Here is a 13,287-nt window from a genome sequence, read left to right on the forward strand (position 1 = left end):
TGAGTATTTGTTTTTGCTTTTCATTCTGATTGTACTTCTTACTCCTTAGTTATATTTTCTATTTTGCAATCTAATTTCTTTCTTCTATACTCTTTACTCTTTACTCTTGCCTCTTGGCTCTTGCCTCTATTCTCTATTCACATTCTCACAACTAAGACCACAGTTTTTTAATTTATTAATGCTTTCTGCAACTGTCAATGCATTTAGAGTTGCGCCTTCTAAACCAGTATGAGTGTGATCTTTTGGAAAAAATGCTTTCACTTTTTCTTTTCCTAACGCTTCATATTTTAGCGCAACGATTTCATTTAGATCTATAAAAAAGACATTCTCTTTTTCGGCAACTTCTTTAGACCATTTGCCGTAAGAATCATTTCTGCGTTCTACTTTGTTATTTGGCCATTCGTTTCTTGGTGTTTGGCTTAAAACAATTGGTATTGCTCCTTTTTCTTTTGCTTCACGAATGAATTTTGTCATGTACCACCCAAAAGTATGTACCGTTTCTTTTGAGCCGTCTGCGAGAATTACCTCCTGACTTTCGTCGCCGGTTCCTTTAAGAGAACCTCTAAATTTTTCTTTATCAATTGCCCCCGCATCGTTATGCCCAAACTGAATCAGGATAAAATTCCCCGGTTGCAATTCGTTTTTAACTTCATTCCAGAGCCATTCATGATCAAAAGTTCTGGAACTTCGCCCGCCTCTGGCTTTATTAATAACTTCAGTTGTAGTAGTGTCGCAATAAGCAGGAAAAGCGACTCCCCAGCCCACAGCATTGGAATCATTGTTATTAGCCATAGTCGAATCGCCAATTAAAAACACTTTTTTCTTAGTTGGAAGAGTAATTTTCGGATCTTTTAATATAAAGCTCTTCAAAGAGTTTTTACTCTCTTTCAATTGATTGATAATGACCGAAGCCGAAAGTACAGCTCCTTTTGCAGAAGTATGTGTATGGTCTTTTTTATAGAAATAAGTTCCTGTTACTTTTTGTTCGCCCAACTTTTCCATTTCAACTGCCATTTTTTCATTCAAATCAATAAATGTAACTTTTTCCTTCTCTGCAATTTGTTTCGCCCATAATCCGTATGATTTGTCGTTGTGGGGTACTTTTCCGTCATTCCAGTCGTTTCTAGGAATTGGAGAGCAAACAATCGGAATTGCTCCTTTTGATTTTGCCTCACGAACTATTTTCTGAATGTACCAGCCGTAACTGTGAACCGTTTCCTGTTTTTTGGTCAGGATATTATCAATTTCCTCCGTTTCATTTCCTATCCCTTTAATCGTTCCTCGCGCACGAAGACTATCGTTTAAGGGGCCATCGTCATTATGCCCAAACTGAATCAGGACATAGTCTCCTTTTTTAAGTTTGCTTAAAACAACATTCCATAACCCTTTATCCTGAAAAGTTCGACTGCTTGTTCCGCCCAAAGCATGATTTTCGATCTTAACTTTTGTAGTATCCAAAAACTGACCAATATAATCGCCCCAACCCCAAAGTCCGCCAGAGCCATCGCCTTTGCCATTTTTTACCGTAGAATCGCCCACCATAAAAACAGTTGGTTTAGAATCTTGTTTTAAGGTGAAGTTGAAAAAGAGCACAGCCAGAAATAAGAAAGAAAGTATTTTTAATGTTTTCATAGTAAATTGAGAATTGTAAGAAGTAAAAAGTAAAGAGTAAAATCCAATTATCAAGCTTTGTCAAAGTTGAAAACTTTGACAAAGCTAACCTGAAACCTGAAACCTGAAACCTGAAACCTGAAACCTGAAACCTGAAACCTGAAACCTGAAACCTGAAACCTGAAACCTGAAACCTGAAACCTGACCTGAAACCTGAAACCTGAAACCTGAAACCTGAAACCTCTAGTTTCTAAAATCAAACCACAAATTCATCATAATCCCGTCATCGCCGCTTTTAATCCTGATATTCGTGGGCTGACTTTGTGGACCTTGTTGTTCCAGAGGTTTAAAATCTCTCATTGCCGGAATTTCATACATAAACGAAATATCTCCTTCCGGAAATGCCGGTTGAGGATAACTTCCGGCGAAAGCATTTTTAGGTAAATCCGGAGTAAAGAGTCTCAAAAACAAATTATCAGATTCGCTAAAAACTTTAAACGATGAATTTCCCGCTTTTAAATTTGCTCCCAACAAATTCGCGTGATATCCTTTAAATTCGGGATAAATTAAATTTTCAAAACTTTCGCCCGTTATCGTGTTATTATAATCCTTTTCCCAAAAGCCGTAAGTCGTACCTTTAATTCGGTTTTTCCAGACATGATACGGACCTCGCCCAAACCATTTTATTCCTGTAACTTCTTTTTCAGGAAAACTAAAAGTGACACCAAAAGCGTTGATTTTATCTTCAAAAAAAGCACCATCAAAACCCTCTCCGCCCGAAGCATTTTTTAAGGCAAGTAACTCCATTTTAAACCTTCCGTCAGGTTCCATAATCCATTTTATAGAAGATAATCCACCCGAATAATTGACTTTGCAAATCGCTTTATCACCTTCTTGAGAAATCTGAATGTCTTTTAATTTGGCTTTCATACCAATAGGTCGTGGACCATTTGTAAGCGGAATTGTAGATGTTTTGTTTTTAATCGTTACAATTTCTCCTGTCAAAGCATCTAATGAAACGCTAATCTCATTTCCTTTCAACGTTATTTCGTTTCCTGTTTTTGTAACCGAAGCTTTTGCTTTTGTATCTTGAATCGCCAAAAACTTTTCAGCATAAAATTTAGCTTTATGAATAGCCCATGTCCAGGTATAAATTTCTTTATGGAATGCATCATAAGCCGAAATAGATAAAATATCTCCTTCAGAAAAATTAGCAGGAACATCGAACTTTATCTTTCGGGTTTCACCCGGATCAATACTCGGAATTTCAATTTTGCCGGAACTTATTTCTTTTGCAATTTCATTAGTATAAAGAACATTTTTTTCAGCCTTTATTACTTTAAATTCCATTTTACAAGAATTTAGATTGCTAAAAAGATAATCGTTTGTAATTAAAAAAGAGCCGTCAAAATTTCCGTTAACTTGTTGAGGCTTAAATTGAATTGGTGCCCAAACTTCCTTTACGGTATAATAACTTCCTTCTCTTTCGCGATGAGGTCCCAGGATTCCATCTGCGGCAAGCGAACCTTTCGAATCAAATTTAGTATCACCCGTCCAATCAGAGCGTTTTACTGCTTCGTCTAACATCGCCCACATAAAACCTCCGGCAAACAGCGGACTTTCTTTATAGCGGTTCCAGAAATCTTCCAGAGCAGCTCCGTGTCCGTTATCATAAGTTCCGTGCATAAATTCTGTTGGAAAAAATACATTTTCGCCTGCATTAAAACGATGCATTCCGGTTAAATAAGTTGGGTAATGATGCGTGTCCCAACCATTAAAATCTGCCCAAGGATGAATTACAATTCTTTTTTGCGGATCATTTTCTGCAAAAACTTTATCAACATTATAATTCCAACCGCCTTCATTACCATTATCCCAAATAATTACCGACGGATGATTGACATCGCGAGTCACCATTTCGGTCACTAATTTAGTTCCGGTTTCTGTATCATACGAGTTTTGCCAGCCCGCCAATTCATTCAAAACAAAAAGACCCAACGAATCGCAAACGTCTAAAAAATGATCGTCCGGCGGATAATGCCCGCGAACCGCATTCATATTCATGTCTTTGATTAATTTAACATCTAATTCGCTTATTCGCTTGCTTGTACTTCGCCCGCCCTCAGGCCAGAACGAATGGCGATTAATCCCTTTCATGATAATTTTTGTACCATTTACATAAATTCCGTCCTGTTTTTTAAACTCCAAAGTCCTAAAACCAATGCGTTTATGATATTGATGAAGTATAGTTCCGTTTTGTTTTAAAACCAATTCTAACTCGTATAAATTAGGAGATTCAGGATTCCAGGGTTTTACATTTTTCCATTGTACCGCAATCGATTCGCGGGTACTTTTTGCTTTTACAGGAAAAGTAAAAGTTTGAAAATTATCTCCGCTTAAACTTTTAAGCGAAACTTCGAGAACCGTATTTTTTGAAATGTTTTTTAAATTCAGGTCAACTGTCAAAGAACCATCCATTTTTGGATTCACGGCAATATTGTCAATATGAGTTTTAGGAGAAACTTCTAACCAAACCGGACGATAAATACCGCCAAACAACCACCAATCGGCTCGACGTTCTGCAGCATTTACTGATTTATTAGCAGAGTGTTTCCAAACATGAACCTCTAAAATATTTTTAGAACCAAACTTTAATAAAGAAGTAATATCATACTTAAATTCATAAAAACCACCCTGATGAATCGCTCCGGCTAATTTTCCGTTTATCTTCACTTCGGTATCCGTCATGGCACCTCCAAAAGCAATTAGAACATCTTTGTCTTTATAATTTGCAGGAACTTCAAATTCATATTTGTACAAACCTTCTTCTTTGCTAGGTTCTTTTTGGTTCAGTTCCTTATACCAGCGACCATAAGTATATTCGCCAAAACCTTCTAATTCCCATTGCGACGGAACATTTATTTTTGACCATATTTTACTATTGTTTCCTCCCGTACAATAAAAATCCCATTGTACAGGATGTTCAAAATCTTGTCCGGAGAGATAAATTTTATCAGTTTGTTGCGCACTGATTTTACAAATGATGAAAAATAGTACTAAAACACTATAAATTTGAATTTTGTTTTTTGATAGCATAGTTAATTTGATGTTATTTCAAAACTAGCAGTTCTGTTTTTATATAGTATCCTGTACTATGATGTTAAAATATTGAAAAATTATAAATTATGATTTTGCTAAAATCAGGTAGGTACAGGATACTTTACCATTAAAAAACAAAGAAATTGCATCTATATTGAAAGATTGATATTAATAACACGATTTAGTATACAATTCCTGTTTTATAAGTTCAATAAAATTCAGGGATAATTCATTTAAAGCTTTATGAAAATTAAACAGTACTTTATTCAAACTCTGACCTTCTTGTTTTTAATATGTTCCTCTGTAATATTTGGACAAGAAAATAAAGCGCCTCGCAAAATACACTATGCGCCGGAAGGAAACAGTTTTGTTTTAAAAAATGGTACGAGAAAATTCAACAGAGCATTATATGGTTCTAATACAGGATTTAGAGTCGAGACTGGCGATTTGCCTGAATTTGCGATGTATATGCCGGGAATGGGTGGGAATTTTAAGCTGGGTTTAATAAACGGAAAAGAAAGTAAATGGATTACAGAAACGGCAAAAATTGCTACGCGATATGTTTTAGGAACGATGCAGTACACCATTGAAGATCCAATTTTAGGAAACGGAAAATTGTTTATAGACGTTGTAGCTTTAAAAGAAAGTGAGGGTTTTATTGTAAAAGTATATAGCAAAAACGTATCAAAAAATATCAATTTAATATGGGCTTTTGGCGGAGCAACTGGAAAAAAGTTTAGTCGCGACGGAGATATTGGTGCTGATCCGGAATCTGTTTTTTATTTACAGCCAGAGTATTGTATCAATAACAAATACACGATAAACAAACAATCTTTTCTATTAGAATACGGTTCTGAAAGCAATAAGCAGAAAACTGGAAATAATAAAAAACTGACCGGATTTTTTCCGGAATCAGTAACACATTTGGCAAATGCAACAATGCAAATCAAGCCATTACAACTGTATAATTCTAACCCGGAATCCTTGATGCTTATTACAGGAAAAATAAAATCTGTTTCTGAGAAAGAGAATTATTTTTTGTTTCTCGCAGAAGATTCCAAAACAAATTACAATCAAAAAAATATCGCCCAACTTTATCAAAAAGCGGTTCAGGAAACCCAGCTTTTGGCGAACAGAGTTAAGGTTTCTACTCCGGATCCTCATATCAATACGCTGGGAGCTGCACTCTCGATAGCCGCTGACGGAATATGGGAAAGTCCTGCTTATCTTCATGGTGCAATTGCCTGGAGAATGTATCTCAATGCTTGGCGAGGCGCTTATACAGCTGATCCTCTGGGCTGGCACGATCGGGCAAAAACGCATTTTACCAGTTACAGCAATTCGCAGGTTACAAGTCCTGAAAATGGTCCGATTGTGCTGGATGAAGAAAGAAATTTAGCGCGCCAAAAAGAAGAAATAGGAACATCGATGTTCAGCAGCGGATATATTAGCCGAAGTCCGAACAAGAATACCGTCGCGCATCATTATGATATGAATCTGGTTTTTATAGATCAAATGCTGCGACATTTTAAATGGACAGGCGATACAGCATTTATAAAAGAAATGTGGCCTACAATTCAACGACATTTAAAATGGGAAAAAAGAAATTTTGATCCTGATGGCGACGGATTATATGATGCATACGCCTCAATTTGGGCAAGCGATGCTTTGCAGTATAGTGGGGGTGGAGTCATTCATTCATCGGCATATAATTATTATGCGAACAAAACCGTTGCGCAAATTGCAAAGAAAATCCAGCAAGATGAAAACCCATTTACAAAAGAGGCAGACAAAATTCTAAAAGCCACAAACAGCCAGCTTTGGGTTGCCAACAAAGGAATTTTTGCCGAATATAAAGATGCTTTAGGAAACAGATTATTACACGATACGCCCGGAATCTGGAGTATTTACCACACAATAGATTCAGAATTATCGAATCCCTTTGAGAGTTACCAAATGCTGGATTACGTTAATAATCAGATTCCGCATATTCCAATTTCGGCAGAAGGATTAGACAAAAAAGATCTGTATGTAATTAGTACCACGAACTGGCAACCTTATACGTGGTCGACAAATAATGTGGCTTTAGCCGAACAATTGCATACTTCACTGGCTTTCTGGCAAGGCGGACAATTAGAAAAAGCGTTTACCATGTGGGAAAGTGCTTTGGTCGAAAGTATGTATTTAGGCGCTTCGCCGGGAGGTTTCGAGCAGCTTTTGTATCAGGATGCTATGCGTGGCGAATTGTATCGCGATTTTGCCGACCCAATTGGTATGGCTTCGCGAACATTGGTCGAAGGACTTTTTGGCATTCAGCCCGATGCATTAGACGGAGTTTTAACCATTAAACCAGGTTTTCCTGAAAAATGGAATCAGGCTTCTCTGGAAATTCCGGATATTTCGATTGATTTTAAAAGAGAAAATAAAGCAGAAAAATACCAAATCAAAAATCATTTTCAGGCCAAAATGAATTTAAATCTGGTTCTAAATTCTTCTTATGAAGCAGTAGAAAATATTACAGTAAATGGAAAATCAGTTTCATGGAAAGCGGTTCCGGAGAATATCGGAAATCCAAAAATAAGTATCGAAGTTCCGTATAATAGCGTTTATAATATTACCATTAAATGGAAAGGAGATTCGATAGAAAATATTCAGTCAAAAGAAAATTATTCTGTAAATGAAATACTGGATTTAAAAATATCTAAAGCTAAAATCATTTCTATATATGATCCGCAATTGGTTTTAACCGAAATTTCGAAAACGGAGAATTCGCTCAAGGCAAAAGTGAACTCAGTGGGTAATAAACTCTTTTTTGTAGAATTGAAACAAGGCGAATTATCGTGGTGGAAACCCATTCACGTGAATACAAAACCTGAAACCCAATTAAATGCAGCAATTACAAACTGGGATCTGCTATTGGATAAATCAAAACGAGCAGAAACAATCTCGCTTTCGTCATTTTTTAACTCAAAAGTTATTGATATTTTTAATTATGAATATTTGTCACCAAGACCGCAAACTGTGACTTTACAATTGCCAAAGCAAGGAATTGGAAATTGGTGTTATCCAAATGTTTCCGTAAAAATCGATGACAAAGGCTTGCGCGAAAAAGCAAAAGCAAACGGGCAAATTACAACCCTAAACGGAATTCCGTTTCAGACACCTTCGGATGAAAATCAAAAAAATATTGCCTTCACATCCATGTGGGATAATTTTCCTGAAAGTATCAATATTCCGTTAAACGGAAAAGCATCTCATGCTTATTTTATGCTCGCCGGAACCACAAACCCAATGCAAAGCCGAATCACAAACGGAGAAATTAAAATCAATTATACTGATGGAACTTCGGAAATCCTGCCTTTAAAAAATCCGGAAAACTGGTGGCCAATAGAACAGGATTATTTTATCGACGGCTTAGCTTTTACAACTAATGCTCCAAAACCGCCAAGAGTTTATTTTAAAACAGGAGAAATAATAAGGGATTTCAAAGATTTCAAAACCATAAAAGGATTTACAAGTTATGGAGTTGATGGCGGCGCAGGAACGATTCTGGATTTATCATTAGATAAAAATAAAACACTTAAAAGTTTAACTTTAAGGACGATCGCAAATGATGTTGTGATTGGTTTGATGAGTTTGACTTTGATTAGATAATTTTAGAACATAGAATACAGAACATAGAATATAGATTTTGAAATAGAAATTTTAAGCTCAAAAGGAGCGATATATTTATAGAAACATTTACCCCGGCTAGCATTTGAGTTCCATATGGATGATATATAAATAAAAGCAATTAGAAATTAGATAACCTATAAAAATAAAAATATGAAACCGCTTAAAATTTTACCGCAAAGCACGCAAAGCTTTTTGTGCTTGCGTGATTTATTACAAAGCAAAGTTCGCAAAGCTTTGTATTGATAAAGCTTTGCGAACTTATTTTTTGCAAATTTATAGATAAAAAAACTTGCGTGCTTTGCGGTTAATTTTTTTATTCTCTCAACCTGAAACTATCATAAACTATTCAACCAAATGAAAAAATATCAATTAATAACTGCATTCCTGTTTACCATTTCCATTTTTGCCCAACAAAAAATTGATCGGAAAGCATTGGTAACAAGGCATAATGTTCAAATTACGGCTATCGATACTTTGGCTTCGTTAACTGTTGGTAACGGTGCTTTTGCATTTACCGTTGATGCTACGGGATTGCAGACCTTCCCTAAAAAATATCAAAACGGAATCCCGCTAGGAACCCAGTCAGAATGGGGTTGGGATAGCTATAAAAACACCAATAATTATAAATTCTCAGAAACACTGAGAGATTACAAGCAATACGGAAGAGATATTTCATACACGGTTCAGATTAAAGAACCAGCGAGAAAAGTCGAGGCTGTAAACTGGTTTCGCCAGAATCCGCATTTATTGCAATTAGGAAATTTAGGTTTTGAGATTACAAAAAAAGACGGAAGTGCTGCTAAACCTGAAGATATTAAAGCGATTGCTCAAAAATTGAATTTATGGACAGGAGAAATCGAAAGTTATTTTGAAGTAGAAGGAACTCCAGTAACCGTTATTACAGCTTCGCATCAGGAAAAAGATGCTATTGGTGTAAAAGTAAAATCGGATTTATTACAGCAAAAGCGTCTCAGAATTAGTTTGAGAATTCCGTTTCCAACAGGCGATTGGTCAGATATGGGAACCAAATATGAAGGGAAACAAGATTACAAAAGCACACTGGTAGAAAAATCTAAAACCGAAGCTGTTGTAACGCACATAATGGATAGTATTTCATACAACGTCAATTTAAGCTGGAAAGGAAATGCGCAAATTAAAAAAACGGGAGATCATTATTTTGTGGTCGAAGCATCTAATACAAATATCTTAGAACTGAGTTGTCTTTTTGCTTTAGCAGATAAAAAAACACCCAATTCTTCTTTCGCAGAAATTGAAAACAGCAGTATAAAAGGCTGGGAGCAATTCTGGAAAAGTGGAGCAGCTGTAGATTTTTCAGGAAGTACAGATCCTCGTTCCAAAGAATTAGAGCGAAGAGTTATCTTGTCTCAATATTTAACCAAAGTGCAATGTACAGGAAAAGTACCGCCGCAGGAAACTGGTTTGACTTATAACAGTTGGTACGGAAAACCGCATCTTGAAATGCATTGGTGGCACGGCGTTCATTTTGCCCTTTGGAACCGACCGGAATTGCTGGAGAAAAGCTTACCATGGTATCAGAAGGTTTTTGATAAAGCAAAAAATATTGCTAAAAGACAAGGTTTTGAAGGTGCAAGATGGCAAAAAATGGTTGATGCAGATGGTAATGAAAGTCCGTCGTCTGTAGGTTCATTTTTGATTTGGCAACAGCCACATTTTATTACTTATGCAGAATTAATATATCGCGCCAGACCCACCACAACTACTTTAAATTTATATAGTGAGGGTGTTTTCGCAACTGCTGATTTTATGGCTTCGTTTGCCAATTACGACCCTAAAACAGATCGTTATGTTTTAGGCCCCGGCGTTATTCCGGCGCAAGAACGTTTTAAGGCGATGGAAACTTTTAACCCAACTTATGAATTGGCATATTGGAACTGGGCTTTGAAAACAGCAATTGCCTGGAAGAAAAAACTAAACCAAAAAGTACCTGAAAAATGGGAAACAGTTTTAGCTAAATTATCTCCCTTGCCAATATTAGATCAGGTATATCTGGCAACAGAAAGTGCAAAAGATTCCTATACCAATCCGGAATTTATAACGGATCATCCATCAGTATTAGGAACTTTTGGGATGTTGCCGGAAACTTCGCTTTTAGATAAAAAAATCATGAAAAACACTTTCGATTTGGTCTGGAAAACATGGTCTTGGGATAAAACATGGGGATGGGATTTCCCTATGACGGCAATGTCGGCAGCACGTTTGCAAATGCCCGAAAAAGCGGTTGATGCTTTGTCTATGAACGTAACAACGAATACTTATTTAAAGAACGGACACAATTATCAGGCAGAAAGATTAACATTATATCTTCCCGGAAACGGAGGATTGTTAACCGCCGTTGCCATGATGTGCGCCGGTTGGGACGGAAACACAGAACAAAATCCGGGTTTCCCAAAAGACGGAACCTGGAAAGTGCAGAGTGAAGGATTTAAGAAAATGTTTTAAAATGATGGCACACGGGTTATACGGATTTTACTGATTGGCGCGGGTTTTTATTTCTATTGCTATGATAATTTTTAGGAGCTAATCCCGCTATCCGTTCCAATCTTTTATTTTTTTAAAGAAAAAAAATAAAAGGATTTCCACTTCTATCGGGGCTAGGACATTCGTTTTCATAATAATATCGTATTTTATTTTGTCATTTCGACGGATGAGAAATCACACAAGAGATTCCGTATAGAATGTAGCCAATCTTTGTCGAGTTACGAGTGTGATTTCTCCTCTGTCGAAATGACAAATTTGATTTGAAAAACTTTGCGCAAGAAAAAAATCAGTGTAAACCAGCCAAAACCCGCCCAATCCGTGGGTCAAAAACAACAATAAACTTACCATTATGAAGAATAAAATTTTAATATTATTTCTTTTATCAACTTTAGTTTCATTCGCACAAAGGCAAATGGAAAACTTAGATCGTGGTATAATTGCCGTAAAAAACAAAGGTCAGTTTTTTGTTGGTTGGAGAGTTTTAGGAACAGATTCTGATGAACTTGCTTTTAATTTATATAGAAAAAGCGGCACGAAAAAAGCAATTAAATTAAATGAAAAACCTATTCTGGGCGCAACAAACTTTGTCGATACCAAAGCAAATAGTCAGGAAGAAAATACGTGGTTTGTAAAAACGGTTTTAAACGGAAAAGAAATTGATGCAAAAGGAAGTTTTACGATTCCTGCCCAAAGTCCAGATAAAAATTATTTATCGATTAAACTCCAACCAGTTGCAGGATATATTCCCAATGATCTTTCGGTTGGTGATTTAGATGGAGACGGACGATATGATTTGGTTGTGCATATGACTGGAAAAAGTTTAGATAATTCTTTTAAGGGAGTTACTGATCCGCCTATATTTCAGGCGTATACATTAGACGGAACTTTTTTGTGGCAAATAAATCTAGGGAAAAACATCCGCGAAGGCGCACATTACACCCAGTTTATGGTGTATGATTTAGATGGCGACGGAATTTCGGAATTTGTCTGTAAAACTGCCGATGGTACAACAGACAGTCAGAACAATGTTGTTGGCGATGCTTCGAAAGACTGGCGGGATGTCGATCCCGATTCTGTTACTTACGGAAAAATTCTAAAAGGTCCTGAATATCTTTCTGTTTTTAACGGTAGAACCGGAAAGCTCATTACAACAACAGCCTATATTCCGGAACGCGGCGATCTTGCAGGTTGGGGAGGAAGAGGCGGAAGCGGAGGAAATGACACCAAAGGAAACAGAATTGATCGTTTTACGGCTTGTATTGCGTATTTAGACGGCGTTCATCCCAGCGTAGTAATGTGCAGAGGATATTACGGAAGAACGGTTTTAGCCGCGTGGGATTTTAAAAATAATAAACTCAATTCGAGATGGGTTTTTGATAGTAAAGATGCTGAAAATCCATATTCCGGAATGGGAAATCACGGACTCACGGTCGCGGATGTTGATAACGACGGAAAAGACGAAATCATTTACGGATCGATGTGCGTTGACGATAATGGGCAAGGATTATATACAACAGGTTTCAGGCACGGAGATGCCTTACACGTTTCAGATCTGGATCTTGATATTCCGGGTTTAGAAGTTTTTGGAATTCATGAAATCGAAAACGGAACTACTGGTCCGGGCGTAACTTTATTTTCAGCAGCAGACGGGAAAGTTTTATTTACCGCTTCGCTAAATGAAGATGTAGGTCGTGGTGTGGCTGATAATATTGATCCAACGCGAAAAGGTGCGCAATGCTGGTGGTCAGGATCTCCGTATTTGCATGATATGAAAGGAAATGAAATTGGGAAAGCACCAACTTCTACAAATTTTTTGATTTATTGGGATGGTGATTCTTCAAGAGAATTGCTGAATTCTAATTATATTGATAAATATAATGTTGGCAGATTGTTTACCGCAACGGGAGCAGCATCTAATAATGGCACAAAATCTACACCGGCACTTTCTGCGGATATTCTGGGAGACTGGCGCGAAGAATTAATTTTGAGATCAGATGATAATACAGAGTTACGGATTTATTCAACCACAACTCCCACACAAATTAGGCAATATACTTTGATGCACGATCCGCAATACAGACTGAGTATTGCATGGCAAAATGTAGGATACAACCAGCCGCCACATACCAGTTTTTATATGGGAGCAGAGATGAAACCTGCGCCAAAACCTAATATTATTTTAGTAACTAAGAAATAAGGATTAATGAAGTAATTGAATTACAAACAAAAAGTTTTGAATATTTAAACGAGACATTATCAGTCGATATTGCTTAGTTTTTCTGCTTTGTAAATGTGTTTTTTAACACTGTATTTTTTTACAAATTAAGTAAAGAAGAAGTTTAGATATGTTAAAATTTAACATATATTTACAAAAATATTTAA

Annotated in this window: 6 protein-coding genes; 3 read left to right on the top strand and 3 right to left on the bottom strand. The window is 36.6% G+C overall.

Going from position 1 to position 13,287, the window contains the following annotated elements; genetic code table 11:
- Positions 1 to 126: 126 nt before the first annotated feature.
- Genes ASF10_RS21960 through ASF10_RS21970 form a run of 3 tightly spaced genes read right to left on the bottom strand, consistent with a single transcriptional unit; the run spans position 127 to position 4,707 of the window.
- Complete coding sequence (locus ASF10_RS21960; protein WP_056254342.1) at positions 127 to 1,632, bottom strand: rhamnogalacturonan acetylesterase; 1,506 nt, start codon at positions 1,630 to 1,632, stop codon at positions 127 to 129.
- Between the two features lie 50 nt (positions 1,633 to 1,682).
- A complete protein-coding gene (locus tag ASF10_RS21965; RefSeq protein ID WP_056254264.1) occupies positions 1,683 to 1,871 on the bottom strand; it encodes a hypothetical protein in 189 nt (62 codons plus the stop codon).
- Positions 1,855 to 4,707: a glycoside hydrolase family 2 protein gene (locus tag ASF10_RS21970; RefSeq protein WP_056254266.1), complete on the bottom strand. Its 2,853-nt coding sequence runs from the start codon at positions 4,705 to 4,707 to the stop codon at positions 1,855 to 1,857. The genes ASF10_RS21965 and ASF10_RS21970 overlap by 17 nt, the downstream gene beginning before the upstream one ends.
- Positions 4,708 to 4,953: 246 nt before the next feature.
- On the opposite strand from ASF10_RS21970, the gene ASF10_RS21975 reads away from it, so the two are divergent.
- The 3 genes from ASF10_RS21975 (at position 4,954) to ASF10_RS21985 (ending at position 13,102) form a co-directional block, all read left to right on the top strand.
- A complete protein-coding gene (locus tag ASF10_RS21975; RefSeq protein ID WP_056254269.1) occupies positions 4,954 to 8,364 on the top strand; it encodes a DUF4450 domain-containing protein in 3,411 nt (1,136 codons plus the stop codon).
- A gap of 375 nt (positions 8,365 to 8,739) precedes the next feature.
- A complete protein-coding gene (locus ASF10_RS21980) occupies positions 8,740 to 10,866 on the top strand; it encodes a hypothetical protein (RefSeq protein WP_056254272.1) in 2,127 nt (708 codons plus the stop codon).
- 388 nt (positions 10,867 to 11,254) lie between these two features.
- Positions 11,255 to 13,102: a rhamnogalacturonan lyase gene (locus ASF10_RS21985; RefSeq protein WP_056254275.1), complete on the top strand. Its 1,848-nt coding sequence runs from the start codon at positions 11,255 to 11,257 to the stop codon at positions 13,100 to 13,102.
- Positions 13,103 to 13,287: the final 185 nt, after the last annotated feature.

The sequence above is a fragment of the Flavobacterium sp. Leaf82 genome (genome assembly GCF_001422725.1).
Classification (GTDB): Bacteria; Bacteroidota; Bacteroidia; order Flavobacteriales; family Flavobacteriaceae; genus Flavobacterium.

What these genes read in the sequence shown, in the direction of transcription:
- ASF10_RS21985 (WP_056254275.1), top strand. Translation starts at nt 11,255, where the DNA reads ATGAAGAATAAAATTTTAATATTATTTCTTTTATCAACTTTAGTTTCA.
- ASF10_RS21960 (WP_056254342.1), bottom strand. Translation starts at nt 1,632, where the DNA reads ATGAAAACATTAAAAATACTTTCTTTCTTATTTCTGGCTGTGCTCTTT.
- ASF10_RS21970 (WP_056254266.1), bottom strand. Translation starts at nt 4,707, where the DNA reads ATGCTATCAAAAAACAAAATTCAAATTTATAGTGTTTTAGTACTATTT.
- ASF10_RS21980 (WP_056254272.1), top strand. Translation starts at nt 8,740, where the DNA reads ATGAAAAAATATCAATTAATAACTGCATTCCTGTTTACCATTTCCATT.
- ASF10_RS21975 (WP_056254269.1), top strand. Translation starts at nt 4,954, where the DNA reads ATGAAAATTAAACAGTACTTTATTCAAACTCTGACCTTCTTGTTTTTA.